25 protein-coding genes are annotated in these 22,513 nt (G+C 56.9%); 9 read left to right on the plus strand and 16 right to left on the minus strand.

Annotated features, from left to right (window positions below; all coding sequences use genetic code 11):
- The first annotated feature begins 34 nt into the window (after positions 1–34).
- The 4 genes from QRD42_RS14035 (at position 35) to QRD42_RS14050 (ending at position 3,536) form a co-directional block, all read left to right on the plus strand.
- Positions 35–178, plus strand: a complete 144-nt coding sequence (locus QRD42_RS14035) for a hypothetical protein (RefSeq protein ID WP_199775925.1) — start codon at positions 35–37, stop codon at positions 176–178.
- A 427-nt stretch (positions 179–605) separates the two neighbouring features.
- Complete coding sequence (mdtJ, locus tag QRD42_RS14040; RefSeq protein WP_072568360.1) at positions 606–956, plus strand: multidrug/spermidine efflux SMR transporter subunit MdtJ; 351 nt, start codon at positions 606–608, stop codon at positions 954–956.
- On the plus strand, positions 943–1,272 hold the full coding sequence (mdtI, locus tag QRD42_RS14045; RefSeq protein ID WP_321987408.1) for a multidrug/spermidine efflux SMR transporter subunit MdtI: 330 nt from the start codon (positions 943–945) through the stop codon (positions 1,270–1,272). The genes mdtJ and mdtI overlap by 14 nt, the downstream gene beginning before the upstream one ends.
- Positions 1,273–1,373: 101 nt before the next feature.
- A complete protein-coding gene (locus QRD42_RS14050; protein ID WP_321987409.1) occupies positions 1,374–3,536 on the plus strand; it encodes a bifunctional diguanylate cyclase/phosphodiesterase in 2,163 nt (720 codons plus the stop codon).
- Here the strand turns inward: QRD42_RS14050 and QRD42_RS14055 are convergent, their stop codons facing one another.
- From QRD42_RS14055 to QRD42_RS14065, 3 genes are all read right to left on the minus strand, one after another.
- Positions 3,537–4,358, minus strand: coding sequence for a trypsin-like serine peptidase (locus tag QRD42_RS14055; protein ID WP_318363053.1), 822 nt, complete (start codon positions 4,356–4,358; stop codon positions 3,537–3,539).
- Positions 4,359–4,637: 279 nt separating this feature from the next.
- Complete coding sequence (gene asr, locus QRD42_RS14060; RefSeq protein WP_072568364.1) at positions 4,638–4,961, minus strand: acid resistance repetitive basic protein Asr; 324 nt, start codon at positions 4,959–4,961, stop codon at positions 4,638–4,640.
- A 153-nt stretch (positions 4,962–5,114) separates the two neighbouring features.
- On the minus strand, positions 5,115–6,599 hold the full coding sequence (locus tag QRD42_RS14065) for a carboxypeptidase M32 (protein WP_321987410.1): 1,485 nt from the start codon (positions 6,597–6,599) through the stop codon (positions 5,115–5,117).
- Positions 6,600–6,764: 165 nt separating this feature from the next.
- Here QRD42_RS14065 and QRD42_RS19615 point away from each other — a divergent pair, with 165 nt between their 5' ends.
- Positions 6,765–6,860: a KPN_01571 family protein gene (locus tag QRD42_RS19615; protein WP_415877714.1), complete on the plus strand. Its 96-nt coding sequence runs from the start codon at positions 6,765–6,767 to the stop codon at positions 6,858–6,860.
- Positions 6,861–6,910: 50 nt separating this feature from the next.
- On the opposite strand, the gene QRD42_RS14070 is transcribed toward QRD42_RS19615, so the two are convergent.
- Positions 6,911–8,161 carry an MFS transporter gene (locus tag QRD42_RS14070; protein ID WP_321987411.1) on the minus strand — a complete coding sequence of 417 codons (1,251 nt, stop codon included), beginning with the start codon at positions 8,159–8,161 and terminating at the stop codon, positions 6,911–6,913.
- A gap of 121 nt (positions 8,162–8,282) precedes the next feature.
- On the opposite strand from QRD42_RS14070, the gene QRD42_RS14075 reads away from it, so the two are divergent.
- From QRD42_RS14075 to bioD, 3 genes are all read left to right on the plus strand, one after another.
- Positions 8,283–9,176, plus strand: a complete 894-nt coding sequence (locus tag QRD42_RS14075; protein ID WP_321987412.1) for a LysR family transcriptional regulator — start codon at positions 8,283–8,285, stop codon at positions 9,174–9,176.
- Positions 9,177–9,306: 130 nt separating this feature from the next.
- Positions 9,307–10,527: a sugar metabolism global transcriptional regulator Mlc gene (gene mlc, locus QRD42_RS14080; RefSeq protein WP_072568368.1), complete on the plus strand. Its 1,221-nt coding sequence runs from the start codon at positions 9,307–9,309 to the stop codon at positions 10,525–10,527.
- Between the two features lie 126 nt (positions 10,528–10,653).
- Complete coding sequence (gene bioD, locus QRD42_RS14085; protein WP_072568369.1) at positions 10,654–11,349, plus strand: dethiobiotin synthase; 696 nt, start codon at positions 10,654–10,656, stop codon at positions 11,347–11,349.
- Positions 11,350–11,462: 113 nt separating this feature from the next.
- Here bioD and osmV read toward each other — a convergent pair whose 3' ends face one another.
- The 9 genes from osmV to QRD42_RS14130 all read right to left on the minus strand — a co-directional run bounded on the left by osmV (position 11,463) and on the right by QRD42_RS14130 (position 20,217).
- A complete protein-coding gene (gene osmV, locus QRD42_RS14090) occupies positions 11,463–12,611 on the minus strand; it encodes an osmoprotectant ABC transporter ATP-binding protein OsmV (RefSeq protein WP_318363047.1) in 1,149 nt (382 codons plus the stop codon).
- Positions 12,611–13,258 (minus strand): osmoprotectant ABC transporter permease OsmW, encoded by a 648-nt coding sequence (gene osmW / locus QRD42_RS14095; RefSeq protein WP_072568371.1) that lies wholly within the window; start codon positions 13,256–13,258, stop codon positions 12,611–12,613. Before osmW ends, osmV begins: the two co-directional genes overlap by 1 nt.
- A 9-nt stretch (positions 13,259–13,267) precedes the next feature.
- Complete coding sequence (gene osmX, locus QRD42_RS14100; RefSeq protein WP_321987413.1) at positions 13,268–14,170, minus strand: osmoprotectant ABC transporter substrate-binding protein OsmX; 903 nt, start codon at positions 14,168–14,170, stop codon at positions 13,268–13,270.
- A gap of 22 nt (positions 14,171–14,192) precedes the next feature.
- The gene (gene osmY / locus QRD42_RS14105; protein WP_318363044.1) at positions 14,193–14,903 is read right to left on the minus strand and encodes an osmoprotectant ABC transporter permease OsmY; all 711 of its coding nucleotides are present in this window, start codon (positions 14,901–14,903) and stop codon (positions 14,193–14,195) included.
- Positions 14,904–15,213: 310 nt separating this feature from the next.
- On the minus strand, positions 15,214–15,825 hold the full coding sequence (dmsD, locus tag QRD42_RS14110; protein ID WP_321987414.1) for a Tat proofreading chaperone DmsD: 612 nt from the start codon (positions 15,823–15,825) through the stop codon (positions 15,214–15,216).
- Positions 15,826–15,839: 14 nt separating this feature from the next.
- Positions 15,840–16,697 (minus strand): dimethyl sulfoxide reductase anchor subunit family protein, encoded by an 858-nt coding sequence (locus QRD42_RS14115; protein WP_321987415.1) that lies wholly within the window; start codon positions 16,695–16,697, stop codon positions 15,840–15,842.
- Between the two features lies 1 nt (position 16,698).
- Positions 16,699–17,316 carry a DMSO/selenate family reductase complex B subunit gene (locus tag QRD42_RS14120; RefSeq protein WP_072568376.1) on the minus strand — a complete coding sequence of 206 codons (618 nt, stop codon included), beginning with the start codon at positions 17,314–17,316 and terminating at the stop codon, positions 16,699–16,701.
- 10 nt (positions 17,317–17,326) lie between these two features.
- The gene (ynfE, locus tag QRD42_RS14125) at positions 17,327–19,765 is read right to left on the minus strand and encodes a selenate/tellurate reductase subunit YnfE (RefSeq protein WP_321987416.1); all 2,439 of its coding nucleotides are present in this window, start codon (positions 19,763–19,765) and stop codon (positions 17,327–17,329) included.
- Between the two features lie 149 nt (positions 19,766–19,914).
- Positions 19,915–20,217, minus strand: a complete 303-nt coding sequence (locus QRD42_RS14130) for a DUF1161 domain-containing protein (RefSeq protein ID WP_072568378.1) — start codon at positions 20,215–20,217, stop codon at positions 19,915–19,917.
- Positions 20,218–20,384: 167 nt separating this feature from the next.
- Between QRD42_RS14130 and QRD42_RS14135 the strand changes: the two genes are divergently transcribed.
- Complete coding sequence (locus tag QRD42_RS14135) at positions 20,385–21,098, plus strand: YnfC family lipoprotein (protein ID WP_072568379.1); 714 nt, start codon at positions 20,385–20,387, stop codon at positions 21,096–21,098.
- Positions 21,099–21,107: 9 nt separating this feature from the next.
- Here QRD42_RS14135 and speG read toward each other — a convergent pair whose 3' ends face one another.
- The 3 genes from speG to QRD42_RS14150 form a co-directional block, all read right to left on the minus strand.
- On the minus strand, positions 21,108–21,668 hold the full coding sequence (gene speG, locus QRD42_RS14140; protein ID WP_072568380.1) for a spermidine N1-acetyltransferase: 561 nt from the start codon (positions 21,666–21,668) through the stop codon (positions 21,108–21,110).
- 23 nt (positions 21,669–21,691) lie between these two features.
- On the minus strand, positions 21,692–22,033 hold the full coding sequence (locus QRD42_RS14145; RefSeq protein ID WP_318372879.1) for a DUF1283 family protein: 342 nt from the start codon (positions 22,031–22,033) through the stop codon (positions 21,692–21,694).
- Positions 22,034–22,115: 82 nt separating this feature from the next.
- The coding region (locus tag QRD42_RS14150; RefSeq protein WP_321987417.1) for a MarR family transcriptional regulator at positions 22,116–22,513 on the minus strand (398 nt) is incomplete at its 5' end.

Genomic DNA, 22,513 nt, shown 5'->3' on the forward strand with positions numbered 1-22,513 from the left:
CTAAACTAAAAAGACAAGATAACAGGAGGCCGACATGACAACGCAAACGCAACCACCACACATCACAGCAGCAGAACCGCAACGGCCGGTCAAAGATAACCCGGCGAAGCAGGGCGAATTGCCCCGTAAACGCGACGACAGCCAGGATGACAGTAAAGATCCGTTTAAGGCAAGTTAATCGACGTGAACGATTTAAAATAAAGGGTGCGCTGCACCCTTGTTTATTTTAAACCCCCGCAATTTTGCTTAAAAAATAACCCTGTCGCTGCGTAAAGATTTGAAAATTTCGACAATCCCTTACGGCCGTTGTGGTAAAAATATTGCGTGTTTAACTACCGAGGACAATTTTCATCCGCAGGACGAGAAGCAAGACGCGGATAATTGTAATTTTATGGACAATCTTTGCAGGTCAATTCGTTTTACCCCCCGTTTTATCCTTTCTGCACCCACTCAGCTTGCTGGTGAACAGTACTGGCGCTCGGCGCTTTAGCCTTCTTTCTCTCTGCACGAGCTGGCGCATGATGCGCGCGGCTACCCTCTACCGTTTTAAGGTTTGCGATTTATCGTAAGCCACGAAGGATTATATTCTCACGCAGGAGAGAATTATGCGTTACTGGATCTTACTGGCTCTGGCTATTCTGGCTGAAATTATTGGTACCCTGTCCATGAAATGGGCGAGCGTTTCTGGCGGCCATACCGGCTTTATTTTAATGCTGGCGATGATCGCTCTGTCTTATATTTTGCTGGCCTTTGCCGTGAAAAAAATCGCCCTTGGCGTGGCCTACGCGCTGTGGGAAGGGATTGGCATTCTGCTCATCACCCTGTGCAGCGTACTGTGGTTTGATGAAAGCCTGACGGTGATGAAAGTCGCCGGGCTGACCACGCTGGTGGTGGGCATTACGCTTATCAAATCCGGCACCCGTAAAGTGAAGGAGTCCGCCCATGCAGCCCTTTGAATGGCAACACGCGGCCTGGCTGGGGCTGGCAATTTTGCTGGAAATTATCGCCAACGTACTGCTGAAGTTTTCCGACGCTTTTCGCCGCAAAAGTTATGGCGTGCTGTCGCTGGCGGCGGTACTGGCCGCCTTCAGCGCGCTGTCACAGGCTGTAAAGGGCATTGATTTATCGGTCGCTTACGCGCTGTGGGGCGGTTTCGGCATCGCCGCTACCCTGGCCGCTGGCTGGATATTATTTTCCCAGCGGCTGAACAGGAAAGGCTGGGCGGGGGTCATACTGCTGATCCTCGGCATGGTGCTGATTAAACTTGCCTGATGTGATCGCCGTCTGCTGCCGCTGACGGCGAAATCAGCTAAGCTTATTTTTACTTCTGTAAAAAAGATAACAGCCTTTTCAGGCGGATAAGAGGGCGGTGAATGTTCAAACCCTTAAGCTGGAGTAATCTACCCACCGCACGAACCTTATCCGTAATGATATTCGTGGCGGGTATTGGTCTGGTTATTTCCGTTATTACCCTGATTTATCTCTCGCTGCATCTCATCAGCGCTAAAACCAACGAAATCGATGAACACCGCTCGGCGCTGTCGGTGCAGGGGGCGATCCAGACTTCGGTAAACCGGGTATGGTCGCTGGTGCTGGACAACGCCGTCTGGGACGATGCGGTGCGCGAGGTCTATCGCCCGCAGGTGAATGCCAGCTGGTTATATAACACCTGGGGCGCAGGCTTTAAGGTTAATAATCTTTATGACGGCACCTTTGTGCTGAATGAGAATTTCGACATGCTGTGGGGTTCCTTTCGCATGGAGCCTTTTACCGAACTCAGTCTGGATTTTTTTGGCGCGGGGCTGAAGGCGTTAATCAGTCATAATCAGCGTACGCTGCCCGGGGAAAATCTGATCTACGCGGGGATCACCCGTACCCGTTACGGCGTGGCTTTTGTGGGGATCGGCCTTATCCGCCCGACCACCGGTCGTCTCGAAGTGTACGACAATACCCGGCGCTATCTGGTGATCACCCGCCATCTGACGCCGCAAATCCTCAAAGACCTGGGCGACACCTTCCAGATCAACAATCTCACCTTCAGTCACACCATGCCGTCCACCGCCAGCGTCCCGCTGCGCAGCGCGGCAGGGGAAATCCTCGGCTACCTGAGCTGGGATCCGCAGCTTCCCGGCGCGCAGGCCGCTCATGCGGCGGCGTGGGAAATCCGCCAGATTGTCGGCCTGGTGACGCTGTTGATCCTGATGTTTATCCTGCTGACCAGCGCCGGGCTTTACAAACTGTCGCGTGGCGAAAAGCTGGCCCGCCGCATCGCCGTCACCGACTGGCTGAGCGGCTTACCCAACAGGCGCGCGCTGATCGAACGGCTGGAGCAGCTTAATCAGTCCGGCGATACCGACACCATCACGGTGGTGTTTATGGATCTGGATGGCTTTAAGGATGTCAACGACGTTTACGGTCATGACGTCGGCGACAAGCTGATCGTCGCCATCGCCCGCAGCCTGAGTGAAAAAGTGCCGCCGGGCGGGATGCTGTCGCGCATGGGCGGCGATGAGTTTGCCATGACCATGCACGGCGACAATGCTCACGAAAAGAGCGCGATATTTGCCATGCTGGTGCTCTCCTGGTTCAATGCGCCGGTGCGGCTGGACGAACGCAGTATTCACATCACCGCCAGTATCGGCATCGCCAGCAGCGTGCAGGGCGACTGTAGCAGCACCGAGCTGTTCCGCCGCGCCGACATCGCCATGTATCACTCGAAAATGACCGGTAAAGGCCGCATCACGCATTATGACGCGGCGCTGAACAGCGCGCGCGAACGCAAGTTGATCATCGAGAATGACATTCGTGACGGTCTGGAAAACGACGAATTTGACGTCTGGTATCAGCCGATTGTCGATGCCCATACGCTGACCATGACCGGCGTCGAGGCGCTGGTGCGCTGGCCCCGTCGTCCAGCCGGGGCGCTGGGGCCGGATGAATTTATCCCGGTGGCGGAAAGCAGCGGCCTGATTTACGCCCTCGGCCAGTTTGTGCTGCGCCGCGCCTGTACCGATTTACTGGCGATGGAAGATCTTAAGCTGTCGGTGAATATCTCCCCCGCGCAGTTTCGCGATCCGGAGTTTGAAGTGAAAGTGGCGGGCGTGCTGGACACCGTCGGTTTTCCGGCGCACCGTCTGCAACTGGAAGTGACCGAAACCTATGTGCTGGAAAATCCGGAGCGTTCGCGTACGGCGATCGCCAATCTGAAAGCGCTGGGTACCGGCGTGGCGCTGGATGATTTCGGCACCGGCTACTCCAGCATTGGCTATTTGCGGCGCTTTAATTTCGACACCATTAAAATTGATAAATCGCTGGCCGGGCTGGTAGATGCGGACGATCAGGCCGCCGCGCTGGTCAGCGGCACCGTTCGGATCGCCAGCGCGCTGGGTATGTCGGTCACTGCGGAAGGGGTGGAAAACGAAAAGCAGATGAAACTGCTGCGCCTTGCCGGTTGCGATCGGTTACAGGGCTTCTACTTCAGCCAGCCGCAGCCGATTTCTGTGCTGATGCCGCTGCGTAAACAGCGGCGGGGATGATCATTCCTGCGCCAGTTCGCTCAGTTTTTCGCGAAAACCCGTTACTGAAATCGCCCGGTTATCCGCCCGCCAGCGATCTTTCGCGGCCGGGGCGGAACTCTGCACGCCAATTAACTGCCAGCCGGTGTCCGTCTGGATCATCAAAGGCGATCCGCTGTCGCCGGGCAGGGTATCGCACTGATGGGACAACACCGAAGTCTGCGCCCAGCCTGTCACCACGCAATCTTTATGGCTGTACAACGCATCCAGATGATCCTGCGGATACCCGGACTGGGTAACGTGGCGGCCGGTCGTTTTTAGCGCTGCCGTTAATGCCTCGCGATCGCCGGTAAACAGCGGCAGCGGCGTGATGCCGGACGGCGGATAGCGCAGCACGATCAGGCCAAAATCCCAGGGTGCCGCGGAGGACGGTACGATCCAGCCCTCGCCGTCAGGCTTCAGACGTTTGCCCAGAGACGGATCGACACGGCCTTCAATGCCATGGATCTCATAACGCCAGATGCCTTTTTGCGCCACAAACCGCAGCGCCAGCGCTTTATCCGGCTTGCCGTCGGGCGGCGTCAACAGACAGTGCCCGGCGGTGAGCGCCAGATGCGGGGAGATCAGGGTGGCAGTACATAAATTGCCGCTGACGGTTTCCAGCTGTCCGATCGCATCCCAGGGGGACTGCTCCGGTTGCGTGACGCGGGTCCGATCATCATGACCGAAAAACAGCGTTTTCACCTCACCGGCATTCATCGCCTCATCATCGCCTTCATCAGCATGCAGGACTGCGGAAAATAAACAGAACGTTCCCAGTAACATCACAACAGTTTTACGCATAGCACACTCTGGTGGGGTAATTATGATTATTAAAAGTAACCCAATGTAAGACTAACTATAGACGGGAGGCGTGGAAAGTGGGAGTAAAATCAGCGTACTACAATCAGGAAAAATAAAAATGCGTGGCAACGATTGCGCATAAAATAAGCGTGATGAGAATTAACTCAAACCGATAACGCCCCAGCATACGCCCTCCGGATAAAAAACGGCGCTTACCAGAAAGCTAAGCGCCGTGTTATTAGCCTGCCCGGACATGTGGGCAGATAACATTGCTACAACTTATGCAGCAGGTTGTGCGGCCGGTTTTGCGGCTTCATGTTTTACGTGTTTTTTGTGATGCTTTTTAGCGGCCTGAGCTTTTTGCTCCGCAGCCGGTTTAGCAGCGGCTTTTTTGTGGTGCTTTTTAGCAGCCTGCGCTTTCTGGGCAACGGCTTTTTTGTGTTTCTTGTGTTTTGCCGGGGCAGTTTTGGTCGCAGCCGGAGCCTGCGCAGTGGTCGCGGTAGCGGCCGGTGCAGCAGTGGTGGAGGTGGCAGCATCAGCAGCGAAAGCGGCGGAAGACAGACCCATAGCAGCGGCAACAACCAGAGCTAATACTTTTTTCATCTCGTGATCCTCGAATTGGTTTCAACATTCAACCCCACTGCGGGGCCGTTGAAAACACTATATCCCTGATAATTCGCGGCTTCCGTGAGTCATTGGTATCGGCGTGTAACCATATGTACAGCGCCGGGCACGCTGGCCCGGCGCGTGGAGGATTTACAGATAGCGGGCGGTGAGATGCTGGCGGAAATAGCGGCTGTTCAGCGCTTCGCCGGTTGCGTTTTCAATCAGTTGCGACGTGGTGAAGCGGCTGCCGTGCTGCCAGATATTCTGCCGCAGCCAGTCAAACAGGGCGGTGAAATCCCCCTGCGCGATGGCGGCATCCAGATCCGGCAGGGCGGTTCTGGCGGCGTGGAACAGCTGTGCGGCATACATGGCGCCCAGAGTGTAGGACGGGAAATAACCGAAGCCGCCATCCGTCCAGTGAATGTCCTGCATACAGCCATCACGGTAATTGCCTTCCGTGGACAGCCCCAGCCAGCTCTGCATTTTCTCGTTCCACAGCGCCGGAATATCCTCCACCTCAATGTCGCCGTTAATCAGCGCGCGCTCAATTTCATAGCGCAGCACCACGTGCGCCGGGTAGCTAACTTCATCCGCATCGACACGGATATAACCCGGCTTGACGCGCTGGTTCCAGGCAATAAAGTTGCTTTCGCTGAAAGCAGGTTGATCGCCAAAGCGCTGTACCACCGACGGCAACAGTTGTTTCAGAAAGGCTTCACTGCGCCCGAGCTGCATTTCGAAAAACAGGCTCTGGGATTCATGAATGGCGGTGGAGCGCGCCAGCGCCACTGGCTGCCCCGGCCAGGTACGCGGCAGGTTTTGTTCATAACGCGCATGACCGGTTTCATGCACCACGCCCAGCAGGGCGCTTAACAGCTCGTTTTCGTCATAACGGGTGGTGATGCGCACATCGTCCGGCACGCCGCCGCAGAACGGGTGGGCGCTGACGTCCAGCCGCCCGCCGTTAAAATCAAAGCCCAGGCGCGCCATGGTTTCGACGCCAATCTCCCGCTGTAAATCAACCGGGAACGGGCCCTGCGGCGCGATCAGCGGCTGCTGCGCCTGTTTCTCCACCACCTGATTCAGCAGATCCGGCAGCCAGGATTTTAAATCGCCGAACAGCGCATCGAGACGGGCGCTGGTCATGTCCGGCTCGTAAATATCCAGTAGCGCATCATAAGGCGAGCAGCCCTTAGCGTCGGCGCGCAGACGGGCCTCTTCGCGGCTGAGTTTCACCACCTCTTTCAGATTGGCAGAAAACCCGGCCCAGTCGTTGGCCGGACGCTGACTGCGCCAGGCGTGTTCGCACTTGCTGCCCGCCAGCGATTTTGCTTCCACCAGCGCTTCCGGCAGCAGCGCCGCCTGTTGATACTGGCGGGTCATCTCGCGCAGGTTAGCCTGTTCAATATCATTCAGATTTTCTTGCGCCGCGCCTTCCAGCCATACCGCAACATTTTTATCGGTGAGGATCTGGTGTTGCAGCACGCTCAGTTCCGCCAGCGCTTCGCCGCGCGCCTGGCTACCGCCCGGCGGCATCATGGTGAACATGTCCCAGCCCGCCATCGCAGAGAGGTGAGAAAAGCGGGACAGGCGGGTAAAAATGCGGGTGAGTTGCTGGTAATTTTTATTTTCCATAATGCCTCATGTCATCGAAGGGGCTGCGAAATAATCTTACTTGAGTAAATTCTTATTGGGTAATTTGATTTCCATCAAACGAAAGTTGTGTTTTTGTGAGGAAAGATAATACTGTGTCATAATAGATAAAGTTCATGTTAACCAACAACATAAGAATTCGATGTTATGAATCCATTTTATTGGGTGATATTGGCAGTCTTGACGCTGGATGCGGTCCGTGAATTGATGGGTGCATCATCCGTAACGGGAATATTTTCGTAAGCAGACGTGCAGGCCGGGTCAGCGCAGCGCCGCCCGGCAAAGAATGCTAATCAACCCAGCCGCCGGTGCAGGCAGCGTCCCACCAGCAGGGCGGCGATCAGCAGCAGCGCGATAAACCCGCCCACGCCATTCCAGCCAAAACGATGCCAGAACACGCCGCCCAGCGTGCCCGCCACGCTTGATCCCAGATAATAACTGAACAGATACAGCGACGATGCCTGGCCTTTCGCCCGTCGTGCGCGCGGCCCGATCCAGCTGCTGGCCACCGAATGTGCGGCAAAGAAACCGGCAGAAAACAGCAGCATCCCGGCAAAAATCAGCCATAACGAAGCCAGCAGCGTCAGCAGCACGCCCGCCAGCATAATGGCGGTGGAGCCGAGCATCACCGGGCCGCGCCCGAACCGGCTGGTCAACATGCCCGCCTTCGGGGAACTCCAGGTGCCCGTCAGATAGGCCACCGACAGCAGACCGACAATCGCCTGGCTGAGATGCCAGGGCGCCTGCATCAGGCGATAGCCAATATAGTTAAACAGCGTGACAAACGCGCCCATCAGCAGAAAACCGGTGACAAACAGCAGCGGCAGGCCGCGATCGCGCCAGTGCAGGCGAAAGTTAATAGCAAGCGTCCTGGGTCGCAAGGGCGTCGGACGAAAGTGGCGCGAGTCCGGCAGAATTTTCCAGAACATCAGCGCCGCCGCCAGCGCAAAGCAGCCAATCACGCCCACGGCGATACGCCAGGAAAAAAAATCGGTAAACACGCCGCTGAGCAGACGGCCGCTCATGCCGCCAATGGAGTTGCCGCTGATGTACAGCCCCATCGAGAACGCCACAAAACTGGGGTGGATCTCCTCTGCAAGCCAGGTCATGCCCACTGCCGCCACGCCGCTTAACGACAGGCCGATCAGCGCGCGCATAATTAAAATGCCGTGCCAGCTGGTCATTACTGTGGAGAGCAGCGTACAGCAGGAGGCGAGCAGCAGCGCGGTGACCATCACCGGTTTACGGCCAATGGCATCGGAGAGCGGACCGGTAAACAGCAGACCGATGGCCAGCATGCCGGTGGAAATCGACAGGGAAATACTGCTGGTGGCAGGGGACACGCCGAACTCCTGGGACAGCACCGGCAGGATCGGCTGCACGCAGTAGAGCAGGGCAAAGGTGGCAAGACCGGCGGAAAACATCGCCAGGGTCACGCGCATAAACAACGCGGTGCCGCGTTTGATCCAGGGGGCGGGTCGGGAAATCACCTGTACATCGTCATCGCTGACCGGAGCGACATCAACAGGGGTTGTATGACTCACAGAACATCCTTAACTTCACATCCCCGTGATTCAGGGTGACGGGTAAGACCACCGCCACAGGGTAGGAAAATGTAAATATTCTGTCTAATATATTAATCCTCTCAAATAATATGTTTAGCGAATGAATATAGAACTGCGTCACCTGCGCTATTTTGTCGCCGTCGCCGAAGAGCTGCACTTTGGTCATGCGGCGGCCCGACTTAATATCTCCCAGCCGCCCCTGAGCCAGCAAATTCAGATCCTGGAACAGCAGGTGGGCGCGCGGCTGCTGGCCCGCACCAATCGCAGCGTGGAACTCACCCCCGCCGGGAAGCAGTTTCTTGCCGACTGTCGGCAGATTTTAAGTCAGGTGGAGGATGCCGCTGCCCGCGCCGCGAGGCTGCATCAGGGGCAGACCGGCGAGCTGCGTATTGGCTTTACCTCATCGGCACCCTTTATCCGGCCGGTTTCCGACACGCTGTCGCTGTTTCGCCGCCGCTATCCGGACGTGCATCTGCAAACCCGCGAAATCAATACCCGGGAACAGATAGCGCCGCTGCATGAGGGGACCCTCGACCTGGGGCTGATGCGCAACACCCAGTTGCCGGAGACGCTGGCCTGGCAGGTTATTCTGCGCGAGCCGCTGCTGGCAATGGTGCCTCGTGATCATCCGCTGGCGGCGAAAACCAGCGTAACGCTCAGCGAACTGGCGCGTGAACCTTTTGTCTTCTTCGATCCGCAGGTCGGCACCGGGCTGTATGACGACATACTCGGGCTGCTGCGTCGCTACGGGCTGACGCCCTTTATTGCGCAGGAAGTCGGGGAGGCAATGACGATCATCGGGCTGGTAGCCGCCGGGCTGGGTGTGTCGATCCTGCCCGCCTCCTTTAAACGTGTACAGCTGGACGAAATGCGCTGGCTGCCCATCGCGGAAGCGGATGCGGTGTCGGAAATGTGGCTGGTATGGGCGAAGCATCATGAGCAGGGATCGGCTGCGGCGCGTTTCCGGGAACAGCTGCTGGCGACCATTCAGTAAATTTATTCATCAAAGCAAAGGGTAAAATGTGCGGTAAATCACAAGGCTAATCAAAAATTTGACGGCCTCATTGAACTGCTTCACCATAGCCCACAGATTATTTCGAAGCTCGAAAATAAGGGAGTCTTAGGTGGTTGCTGATAGTCAGCCAGGGCATATTGATCAGATTAAGCAGACCAATGCGGGCGCCGTTTATCGCCTGATTGATCAGCTTGGCCCGGTTTCGCGCATCGATCTTTCACGCCTGGCGCAGCTGGCGCCAGCCAGCATCACCAAAATTGTGCGCGAGATGCTGGAGGCGCATCTGGTGCAGGAGACGGAAATCCAGGAGCCGGGCAGCCGTGGCCGTCCTGCGGTCGGGCTGGTGGTGGAAACCGAAGCCTGGCACTATTTATCGCTGCGTATCAGCCGCGGTGAAATTCATCTGGCGCTGCGCGATCTGAGCAGCAAACTGGTGGTGGAAGAGCAGCAACCGCTGCCGCTGGTGTCGGATGAACCTTTTATCTCCCGTGTCATTACCCATATCGATCAGTTTTTTATCCGCCATCAGCATCAGCTTGAACGTCTGACCGCCATCGCCATTACGCTGCCCGGGATCATTGATACGGAAAATGGCATCGTCCACCGCATGCCGTTTTATGAGGATGTCAAAGACATGGCGCTGGGCGAAGCGCTGGAAGCGCACACCGGCGTGCCGGTCTACATTCAGCATGACATCAGCGCCTGGACCATGGCCGAGGCGCTGTTTGGCGCCTCCCGCGGCGCGCGTGACGTGATCCAGGTGGTCATCGACCATAACGTGGGCGCGGGGGTGATCACCGATGGCCGCCTGTTACACGCGGGTAGCAGCAGCCTGGTGGAGATCGGCCATACTCAGGTCGACCCTTACGGCAAGCGCTGTTACTGCGGTAATAATGGCTGCCTGGAAACCATTGCCAGCGTCGACAGCGTGCTGGAGCTGGCGCAGCAGCGCATGAGCCAGTCAATGAGCTCCATGCTGCACGGCAAACCGCTCAGCGTTGAATCCCTGTGTCAGGCCGCGCAGGACGGCGATCTGCTGGCTAAAGACATTATCACCGGCGTCGGCACCAACGTGGGCCGCATCCTGGCGATCATGGTCAATCTGTTTAACCCGCAAAAAATTCTTATCGGTTCGCCGCTGAGCCACGCCGCCGACATCCTGTTTCCGGCCATCAGCGACTGTATCCGCCAGCAATCCCTTCCGGCCTACAGCCGGCATATGGTGGTGGAAAGCACGCAGTTCTCAAATCAGGGGACGATGGCGGGCGCGGCGCTGGTAAAAGACGCGATGTATAACGGTTCTTTATTGATACGTCTGTTGCAGGGTTAACATTTTTCTTACTGACGTAAGAAAAATTGCGCTACCTCAAGCCGACTCCTTACGCCTTAACGTAGACTTCCGCCACTGAATTATTGTTCAGATTAATATTTCCGAAGCATAACGGTGGAGTAAGTGATGCTTAAGCGTTTCTTTATAACGGGTACAGATACCTCAGTCGGGAAGACCGTGGTTTCACGTGCATTGCTGCAGGCGCTGGCTGCCAGTGGCAGAAGCGTGGCAGGGTACAAACCAGTTGCGAAGGGGAGTAAAGAGACGCCGGAAGGAATGCGCAATAAAGATGCGCTGGTACTGCAAAGCGTCTCCAGTATTGATCTGCCTTATGAGGCGTTCAATCCTATTGCCCTGAGCGAAGAAGAGAGCAGCGTGGCGCACAGCTGTCCGATCAGTTACAGCCTGTTAAGCAGCGGCCTCGCGGCCCTTGGCGAACAGGTCGATCATGTGGTGGTGGAAGGCACCGGCGGCTGGCGCAGCCTGATGAACGATCTGCGCCCGCTCTCGGAATGGGTGGTGCAGGAGCAACTGCCGGTCGTGATGGTGGTGGGGATCCAGGAAGGGTGCATCAACCATGCGTTGTTAACCGCTCAGGCGATCGCCAGCGATGGTCTGCCGCTGATAGGCTGGGTGGCGAACCGCATTAATCCGGGGCTGGCCCATTACGCCGAAATCATCAACGTGCTGAGCCGCAAAATTCCGGCGCCGCTGATCGGCGAACTGCCTTATCTGCCGCGCGCGGAGCAGCGCGAGCTGGCGCAGTATATCGATCTGCTGACCTTTAACCGCACGCTGGCGGCGGATCGGGTGCTGGCTTAAGCTGGMCTGCCCGGCGGCGCTTTGCTTGCCGGGCCTACTGACTGTCGCAATCCCGTAGGCCGGGTAAGCGCAGCGCCACCCGGCAAATTCAGCAGCACCACCCGGCAATACGATCAACTGTCGGTATGAATATTTAACGCCCGGCGCGTTCTGCCGGAGCTTAAATAATCGGCGATATAATCCTGCGAAATCTCGCCGTTATAACGACCTTCCTCATCGACAATCGGCATCCAGCTGGTATTGCTCTCATAGAGTTTTGACAGCACCACGCGCAGGTTATCTTCCGCCTTACCGGTGACGCGGAACGGATGCAGCAGTTCCGCGCAGTCGCCGCTGGCGTTACGCGCTTCACGACGCTTCACAAAGCCGAGCGGCTTGCCGTCCACATCCACCACGGTAATGGCGCGAATATCGTTCTCATCCATAATGGCGAAGGCTTCCGCCAGCGGGGTGGATTTACGCACCGTCAGCGTCGGCTGCTGATCGGTAACATCGCCCGCCGACACCAGCAGCAAGCGCTTCAGCGTGCGATCCTGGCCGACAAACGAACCGACAAACTCATTCGCCGGTTTCGCCAGCAGTTCATCCGGGCTGGCGCACTGCACGATGCGTCCCTGACGGAATACGGCGATACGGTCGCCCAGCTTCAGGGCTTCATCGATGTCATGGCTGACCAGCATCACCGTCTTTTTCAGCTTACGCTGCATGTCGAGGAACTGCGTCTGGATCACCTCGCGGTTAATCGGGTCGACGGCGCCGAACGGCTCATCCATCAACAGTACCGGCGGATCCGCCGCCAGCGCGCGGATCACGCCGATACGCTGCTGCTGACCGCCGGACATCTCTTTCGGATAGCGGTTAAGGAATTTTTTCGGATCCATCGCCACCATATCCATCAGCTCTTCGGCGCGGCTTTTATAACGCGCGCGATCCCAGCCAAGCATGCGCGGAACGACGGTAATGTTCTCCTCAATGGTCATGTTCGGGAACAGACCGATTTGCTGGATCACATAGCCAATGTTGCGGCGCAGGGTGACGGTATCCATGCCGGTGGTGTCTTCGCCGTTAATCAAAATCTTGCCCGCGCTCGGGGCGATCAGCCGGTTGACCATTTTTAGCGTGGTGGTCTTTCCGCAACCGGACGGGCCAAGCAGCACGCACATTTCGCCTTCCGGCACATTCAGGTTGACGTTATCGACAGCTTTAAAGGTCTGGCCGTTTTTCTGTGTAAATTGTTTGGTCAGGTTTTCAAGTTTTATCATTATCGTATTCCTTTCGGTGTCAGGGCGGTCTGCAAACGATGCAGCAGCCAGTCAAGCACAATAGCCAGCACACAAATCATCAACGCGCCGGCAATTAACATACGGATGTCGCTGCCGCCGATGCCGTTCAGCAGCAGCAGGCCGAGGCCGCCTGCGCCAATCACAGCGGCGATGGCCATCACGCCGATATTCATCACCACGGCGGTACGAATGCCGCCAAAAATCACCGGCAACGCCATCGGGATCTCCACCCAGCGCAGACGCTGCCAGAAGGTCATGCCGATACCGCGGCCCGCTTCACGCAGACCGGGCGGCAGACTGTCCAGCGCGGTATGGGTGTTACGCACAATCGGCAGCAGCGAATAGAGAAACACCGCGGTAATGGCGGGCAGCGCGCCTATACCTTGTCCCACCAGCGAAAACACCGGGATCATCAGGCCGAACAGGGCAATCGACGGAATGGTCAGCAGCAGGGTGGCAATGCCAAGCACCGGCGTCGCCAGCCATTTGTACCGTACAATCACTATACCCAGCGGCACGCCGATAATAATCGCCAGCCCGACGGCCAGCAGAACCAGCCACAGGTGCTGGAAGGTCAGGCTCATCAGATAGCCTGCGTTGTCCATCATGTAATGAATCGTATCCATGGGCGCTCCTTACAGCAGGCCTTTTTCATGCAGGAAGTCGCGGGCGACCTGCTGCGGTGTCTGGTGCTCAATATCCACCTTCGCATTCAGCGTGGTGATGGCCTCATTATCCAGCAGACCGGAGAGGGTGTTCAGCGCCTCTTCCAGTCCAGGATTAGCCGCCAGCGTGTCTTTACGCACCACCGGCGTGACAGCGTAACTTGGGAAGAAGCCTTTATCGTCCTTCAGCACTTTCAGATCGAAGCCTTTCACGCGGCCATCGGTGGCATACACCAGACCGGCATCGACAAAGCCATCGCGGATGGCGTTATACACCAGGCCCGGATCCATCTGGCGGATTTGCGGGCGATCCAGCTCCATCTGATAGGCCTGTTGCAGCGGCTTCATGCCGTCGCTGCGCCCGGCGAATTCCAGGTCAAGGCCGAGCATCCAGTTGTTGTCGGGATCGGTTTTGCGGATGTGTTCAATTTTCGCCACCATCTCCGACATGGTGTTGATGTGTTCCGCCTCGGCGCGTTTACGCTGCATGGCGAAGGCATAGGTATTATTCATGTCCGCCGGTTTCAGCCATACCAGACCCAGTTTGGCGTCCAGCTGTTTCACCGTGGCGTAGGACTGCTCCGGCGACATGCGTTTGTTGATGTGGTTGAAAATAATCAGCGAGGTGCCGGTGTATTCCCAGGTCATATCCACCTGTTTGTTAATCATCGCGTTACGGGAAATCACCGTCGCAATGTTGGTCTGCGGCGTCACCTGAAAACCTTTCTTTTGCAGATACTGCACCGTCATGGCCGACAGAATATGCTGTTCGGTAAAACTCTTGGTGGCGAGCACCAGCGGCGCGGCCTGTGCCTGGGCGCTTAGCAGGGCAATGGCAGCCATACAGCCTGCCAGTCGTGTAAACCATTTCATACCGGATTCCTTATTCTTGTTATCAGGCGGTGTGCGGGCTGAGCACGCGTCCCAGCGCGGCAAGCAGCGTATCCAGGATTAGCGCAAAGAGCGCGGTTGCCGCAGCGCCCAGGATCAGCGTCGGGAAATCGTTCAGATAGATGCCAGGGAAGATCAGCTCGCCATAACTGCTGGCGCCAATCAAAAACGCCAGCGGCGCAGTGCCCACGTTGATAGCGGTGGCGATGCGGATGCCTGACAGCATTACCGGCCAGGCGTTCGGCAGTTCCACCTGGCGCAGGCTCTGCCATTTGGTCATGCCAATGCCTCTGGCGGCTTCCAGCAGCGAAGGTTGCACGCCGCACAGACCGGCATAGGTGTTACGCACAATCGGCAGCAGCGAGGCGAGGAACAGCGCGATGATCGCCGGCGTATCGCCAATCCCGAAAATCACCATCGCCAGCGCCAGCACCGCCAGCGGCGGCAGGGTGTTGCCGACGTTGAAGATCTGCATGATGTACTCCGCAAAACGGCGGCATGCCGGGCGGCTGAGCAGGATCCCGCTGGGAATGCCGACCAGCAGCGCGAAGAACATCGAACTGAAGACGAGGATCATGTGCTGTTGCCCGAGATACAGCAGATCAACCTGCCGCTCGCGGATAGTTTGCAGGCCGATACCCCAGACCAGCAGGGCGATGACAATAAGCAGCGCGGCCACAAAAAGCAGCGCGCGAACAAGGGGGGATCTTTGCATTGCAGTGTGTCTCCCTGGGTGCATGCGTTATTGCAACAGTCTGTTGCGTGTTGTTATGCCATGTATCGGCAGGGTGAATGAGCTATAGCAAGCTGCCGGAAAGGATGCCAGTGTGCGGCAAGTTTCTGATCGGGCGAATATTTATACGAACAGCTGCCATGCCTTGCGGCGTATAGCGCGATTTGCGGGTCGGGAATTATCTTAAATTGCGACGGTAAAAGTGACGTTGTAACAGTTTGCGTTTGGGATTATCACGCAGCTGAACAAAAAAGCCGCACGGCCGACGCCGCGCGGCTCACAGAGGCGTGGCTTATTTATACAGCGGCTTTTCCGCCACCGGGATCAGCAGATGCGTTTGCCAGGCCGCGAGGGTTAAGCGCGTCAGTTCACCGAGCGCCTGATAAAACGGATGGGCAGCATGTTCCGCGAACACGGCAAGCCAGCGCCCGGCCCACGGCAGCAGATGCCAGGCCAGCAGCTGTTCGCATTCAGCCTCCCGCTTTTCTTCCAGCAGCCAGGCCGCCATCATCAGCAGCGTGCCGATATGATCTTCCGGTTCATTTTGTCCCGGCGCAAAAACAATGTTGTTGTCACGCATCCACTGGCGCAGCGCCAGCGTCGAGTCGCCGAACAGGACATTTTCGCGATCCAGCCACACCGATCCCCATGGCGGGGCGGGTAACGCCCAGGGGCCGAGGAACAGGCGCTGCCAGGCGTCCGGCAGCGGCTCATCGGCAGAGGCGGTAAAACGCGCCGCCAGCGGCGTCAGCGCGTCAGGCAGTAGCGGCCACTGTTCCTGCCAGGCAGGATCCTGTAGCGCCGCCACCAGCGGGGCGGCCTGTTCGCTCTGCGGCGGGTAGTAAAATAACGCGCCCAGAACCCGGGCGGCAACGGCAAACGCCTGACGCTGTGCGTCATCCATAAAACACTCCTGATTTATCCACCAACCGCCATACCGACGGTCATATGTAATCCGTAAAACACGCCGCGCCCCAGCAGCTCGCCCGCCAGCACCAACAGCAGCCCGGCCAGCAAACTGAACACCTGTGGCTCCCGATGCCACAGCAGCGGGCAGATCCAGCAGCCCAGCCCGGCGGCGAGCAGCGCCAGACGCCAGACCTGGAGCGCGGCATAATCCGGCACCAGGGCGGCTGCCTGCTGTACTGACGACGAGATCGTGGCGAGATCCGCAGTCTGCATGATCACCACCGCCACGCTTGCCAGCAGCGCCAGCACGCTGATAAAGGCAAACACGCCGCCGTTAAAGGGGATACGCGCCAGACGCAGCAACAGCGCCGCCAGTAACGGGCCGCTCAGCAGCACGGTGAGGAAAAACGCGGCGGTGGTGTAACCGTTATGCCAGGTCGGCACGGTGTCGATCTGATACACCCGGCTCATGGCATACACAAACACGACGCCGAGGGCCATGCTGACGACAAGCCAGATCCTGCCCAGGGCTTCAGGCATTTTGCCGATTACCGCCACCAGCCACCACAGGCCGCCGACGGCGAAAAACAGCGATCCGGCGGCGATCTCGTTGCTCAGCGCCGACGCGCCGATGCGGTTCAGGGAATTAAATGCCCGCAGGGGCGATCCCAGATGCATCATCGAGGCGATAAAGCCCACGCCCATCAGCAGCCAGAGAAAAAACAGGCTGCGGGTAAGCCGGGCGCGGTTTTCGCTGTTGTCGGCGCACGCCATCCAGCCAAGCCCGCCGACGATAAGCGCGCCGGTGACGCACTGACCGATGACGGTAAATAACACCAGCGGCCATTCATGCCATCCGTTGCCCATCTCACACCTCCTGCGGGTTAGCCAGAAAGCCGGTTTTGTCCCCGGTGGGGCGGCTGTTGGCGTTGGGTTTGATCACGATATTCGGCTTTGTAAAATGCCCGGACGGCAGCGGGGCGACGGCATCAAGGCTGCCGTATTTTTCACGCAGYTCGTCAACGGGCGCAAAGTCCAGCGCGCGCAGCGGGCAGGAYTCGACGCAGATCGGCTTTTTGCCCTCYGCCACCCGCGAATGGCAGCCGTCGCACTTGGTCATATGSCCTTTAGCGGCGTTGTACTGCGGCGCRCCRTACGGGCAGGCCATATGGCAGTAACGGCAGCCGATGCACACCTCTTCATTTACCACCACAAAACCGTCGTCGCGCTTGTGCATCGCGCCGCTGGGGCAGACTTTGGTGCAGGCCGGATCGGCGCAGTGGTTGCAGGCAATCGACAGATAATACGCAAAGACGTTCTGCTGCCAGACGCCGTTGTCTTCCTGCCAGTCTCCGCCCGCGTATTCATAGATGCGACGGAAACTGACCTCCGGGGTCAGGTCTTTGTAATCTTTGCAGGCCAGCTCGCAGGTTTTGCACCCGGTGCAGCGGCTGGAATCAATATAAAAGCCGTACTGAGTTGTCATGGGTTACTCCTTAAACCTTCTCAATTTCCACCAGGTTGGTGTGCTGCGGATTTCCCTTCGCCAGCGGAGAAGGACGGTGCGTGGTCAGGGTATTGATGCAGGCGCCATGATCGATGCGGTCGCCCGTCATACTGGCCTGATGCCATGCGCCCTGGCCCATGGCGCTGACCCCCGGCATGATGCGCGGCGTCACTTTGGCGGCAAGGCGCACTTCGCCGCGTCCGTTAAATACCCGCACCATATCGCCATGTGCAATGCCACGCTGTTTCGCGTCGAGGGGATTGATCCACACTTCCTGACGGCAGGCGGCCTGCAACACATCGACGTTGCCGTAGCTGGAGTGGGTACGGGCTTTATAGTGGAAACCAAACAGCTGAAGCGGGAAGGTTTTGCGTTCCGGCGAATCCCAGCCTTCAAAGGTGGCGGCATACACCGGCAGGGGGCTTATCACTTCATCTTTTGCCAGCTGCCAGCTTGCGGCGATCTCCGCCAGCTGCGCGGAGTAAATTTCAATTTTGCCGGACGGGGTTTCCAGCGGATTCGCCTGCGGATCTTCACGAAACTTTTTATAGGCAACAAAATGCCCCTGCGGATCCTTGCGCTTATAAATACCCATTGCTTTGAGTTCGTCATACGCCGGCAGCAGCGGATCTTTCGCCCGCATCTTCGCGTATAAATAATGCAGCCATTCTTCCTGAGTGCGGCCTTCGGTAAAGCGCTGAAAGACGTCCGGCCCCAGGCGTTTTGCCACTTCGCTTAAGATCCAGTAAATCGGCTTGCGCCCGAATTTCGCGGAGGTGGCAGGCTGGATGAAGATCAGATAACCCATATTTCCCGCGTAATCGTTGGGAATAATATCTTCCTGTTCGACGGTCATCAGATCCGGCAGCAGAATATCGGCATATTTTGCCGACGAGGTCATGAAGTTTTCGATCACCACTATGGTTTCGCATTTCGACTCGTCCTGCAAAATCTCGTGGGTTTTATTGATGTCTGAATGCTGATTAATTAGCGCGTTTCCCGCGTAATTCCAGATGAACTTGATCGGCACGTCCAGCTTGTCTTTACCCTGCACGCCATCCCCGGTGGCGGTCATCTCCGGCCCACGGGCAATGGCATCGGTCCAGGTAAAACAGGAAATTTTCGTTTTAACCGGGTTTTCCGGTACCGGCATGCGTTCAATGGTGAGGGTGTAAGTGGATTCACGCGCGCCGCTGTTGCCGCCGTTGATGCCGACGTTGCCGGTGAGGATCGGCAGCATGGCGATGGCGCGCGCGGTCAGCTCGCCGTTAGCCTGACGCTGCGGCCCCCAGCCCTGGCAGATATAGGCCGGTTTTGCGGTACCGATTTCCCGCGCCAGTTTGATAATGCGATCGGCGGGAATGCCGGTGATGGCGGCGGCCCACTGCGGTGTTTTGGCGATACCGTCGTTGCCGTCGCCCAGAATATACGCCTTATAATGCCCGTTGGCGGGCGCGCCTTCCGGCAGCGTGCTTTCATCGTAGCCAACGCAGTAGTTATCCAGGAAGGGCTGGTCGACAAGGTTTTCGCTGATCAACACATGGGCAAGCCCTGCCACCAGCGCCGCGTCTGTGCCAGGGCGAATGGGGATCCACTCATCTTCACGCCCGGCGGCGGTATCGGTGTAGCGGGGATCGATGACGATCATGCGCGCATTCGAACGATCCCGCGCCTGTTCAAGGAAATACGTAATGCCGCCGCCGCTCATGCGGGTTTCGGCCGGGTTGTTGCCGAACATCACCACCAGCTTCGTGTTTTCAATATCCGAGGTGCTGTTGCCTTCATTACTGCCATAGGTGAAGGGCATGGCGCGGGCGATCTGCGCGGTGCTGTAAGTGCCGTACTGACCCAGAAAGCCGCCGTAGCAGTTCATCAGACGCGCCACCAGCGAAGCGGAAGGGGATGAGCGGGTAATATTGCCGCCGACAATGCCGGAGGCGTAATTAATATACACCGCTTCATTGCCGTATTTTTCCACCACGCCTTTGAGATTCGTCGCAATGGTGTTTAACGCCTCGTCCCAGGAGATCCGTTCGAATTTTCCTTCGCCGCGTTTACCCACGCGCTTCATCGGATAATTAAGCCGGTCAGGGTGATTAATACGCCGCCGGATAGATCGCCCGCGCAGGCAGGCGCGTACCTGATGGTGACCATAGACATCGTCGCCGGTATTATCGGTTTCCACCCAGGTCACTTCATCATCGCGCACATGCAGGCGCAGGGCGCAGCGGCTGCCGCAGTTTACTGAACATGCGCCCCAGACGGTTTTATCGGCACTTTCTTTCACGGCCTGCTGCACCGCGGCGGCGGCCTGGCGCAGACCAAAAGGTAACGTGAAACCACCGGCCGCCATGACAAGCGCACCGGCTGCGGAGGATTTAACGAGGGTACGCCGGCTGATACCGCCGGTATTATCGACATCGGACATCGCTCACTCCCTGTTTTTATAATGAATAGCATTACAGCTGAAATAGTTATCAGCCTGAGGAAGTGTGAGGGTACTAATAAGGGAGTAGAAAGGTATTATCTGAGGTCAATGTTTAAGAAATTCCCCCTGTAAAGACAGGGGGAATAAGTTTACTGGGGTTCGGTGCGGGCGCCGTCGCTGGTTGCGGTGCTGCCCGAGGCGGCGCTCATCCCCCCGGTGCGGGTATAAAGGATCTTCCAGGTGTCATTGGCGCAATGGCCGACCACCTGCGCGTCGGGTTTATCCGCCTGATCGCCGGGGACAATATCCAGCGTAAAGCCGGATTCCGGTACGCCATTATTCACGATACGCTGCGCAATATCGCTTTTGACGTTTTCACAGGACTCCGGGGCGGCCATAACCGGAGCCGCTGCCAGCATCAATCCTGCGCATAACCAGTATGTAGCTTTCATAAACGATCCCTTATCTCATGAATTTATCTACAGTTTAGCAGCCCGCCCGGGAAGCATCGCCGTTGCGGGAAATCTCAGAACCTTCCGCATAACAGGCGAGACGGGTGAGGCGGCAAACCGCTGTATTTGCTACTATGAGGGAATATTTTGCACCTCTGGTAATCTACATGAAAAAAACAATCATTCTGGCCGCGCTAACGGTAGCGCTTGCTGGCTGTGATAATAATGCGCAGGGCCCGGCTTCTTTTACGCCGGAGATGGCGAGCTTCTCAAACGAATTTGATTTTGATCCGCTGCGTGGTCCGGTGAAGGATTTCAGTCAGACCCTGCTGAATGATAAAGGGGAAGTGGCGAAACGCGTCACCGGTACGCTGTCGACGGAAGGCTGTTTTGATTCGCTGGAGCTGCACGACATCGAAAATAATACCGGCGTTTCGCTGCTGCTGGACGCTAATTATTATCTCGACGGACAAACCAACGAGAAAAGACTGCGTTTACAGGGGAAATGCCAGCTGGCGGCGTTCCCGGCGGCAGGGGTGACCTGGGACACGGATGAAAAAGGTTTTGTGGTGACGGCGCGCGGTAAGGATTTGCAGGTGGATTATCGTTATGACGCCGAAGGCTATCCATTGGGGAAATCCACCACCTCGAAAGAGATGCACTTACAGGTGGATGCCACGCCGTCAGCGGATAAGCGTAAGAAACTCGATTATACCGCCGTCAGCGTGCTGAACGACAAACCGCTTGGCCATGTGAAGCAAAGCTGCGACTACGACCGCCACGATAACCCGGTCAGCTGTAAGTTGCTGATCGTCGATGAAAGCGTCACCCCGGCGGTCGAACGTCAGTTCACCATCAAAAATACCATCGCTTATTACTGATCCCGCCGCCTACTGTGCTGTAGGCTTTAACAGCGTCCTGCCGGGCGCTTTATGCTCGGCAAGATACTGATGCTGGAAAATACACATGCGGATGGTGTTGCGATACTCGCCGTTAATGAAGAACTCATGGATCAGTTCGCCTTCCACCATAAATCCGAGCTTGCGATAAATATGGATGGCTTTCTCGTTTTCTTTATCGACGATGAGATAGAGCTTATACAGATTTAATACCGTAAAGCCGTAATCCATCGCCAGCTTCGCCGCTTTGCTGGCCAGGCCTCTGCCCTGATGTTCCGGGGAGATAATGATCTGAAACTCCGCGCGGCGGTGGACGTGGTTAATCTCCACCAGCTCCACCAGCCCCACTTTTTCACCGTCGCATTCCACTACAAAACGGCGCTCGCTCTGATCGTGAATATGCTTATCATACAGATCGGACAGTTCAACAAAGGCCTCGTAAGGCTCTTCGAACCAGTAGCGCATGACGCTGGCGTTATTGTCCATCTGATGCACATAACGCAGATCTTCACGCTCCAGCGGGCGCAGCTTCACGCCGTTAATCTCACTCATGGTCAAATCCTTATGACGAAAATTTACGGCGCAACCACGCGGCCGGTACGACGATCAAGACAGCGCAGGGTGTTATTTTCCCAGTAGGCATTGAGATTGGCGCTTTGCTGGCACTTATCGCGGGCATCAAAAGCCGCGTCGTCTTTATCCCACTCTTTTTCCACGCGCTTGTTCACTTTGTTACGCAATGAACGGGTGTCATTCCACTGCTCTTTTTCCATCGACGCCTGCTGGCGGCTCTGGGCGCTGTCGCCGGATTCAATAATCAGTTTGCTGGTTTCAGCCATTGCGCCGGGGGTGACCATCACCGCGCCCAGCGTCAGCATCGCCGTCAGGCAAAGGCGTTTGCGAAGAGAGTTTTTCATCAGGCATTCCTTTTAACTATTGCAGGGGCATATTGCTTATATTCTACACCATCACAAGTCGGCGACATACCGGCGCGAGGGGTTATGCCGCATTACCGTTGGCCAGAAGTTCACTTTCCACGCGGATCACGAAATCGGTAAATAGCGCCGTGGGTTTAACCGTATTTCCCTTGCGCTGCAAATGCACAAAACCATGGCTCTCAAGGGTTTTGAGAGTGGTCGACAGGTTACTGACCTGACGGCCCGCCAGCCGCGCCAGTTCACTGATTGTTTCGGGTTTATGTGCTGCCATCATCCGTAGCAGAGTGATATTTTCATTGCTCAAAATTTGCCCGATAGCATTAAGCGAGGCAAACCAGACTTTCGGCTCGCCCGGTTCCGGCGTGTATTTACCGGCAGCGATAGCGAGCATTCTTTTACGAAGGTTTTCCTCCGAAATGATGCCTATAAGTGCTTTCATAATGAACCATTTATATCTTT

This window comes from Enterobacter sp. PGRG2 (genome assembly GCF_030291195.1).
Taxonomy (GTDB): Bacteria; Pseudomonadota; Gammaproteobacteria; order Enterobacterales; family Enterobacteriaceae; genus Enterobacter_D.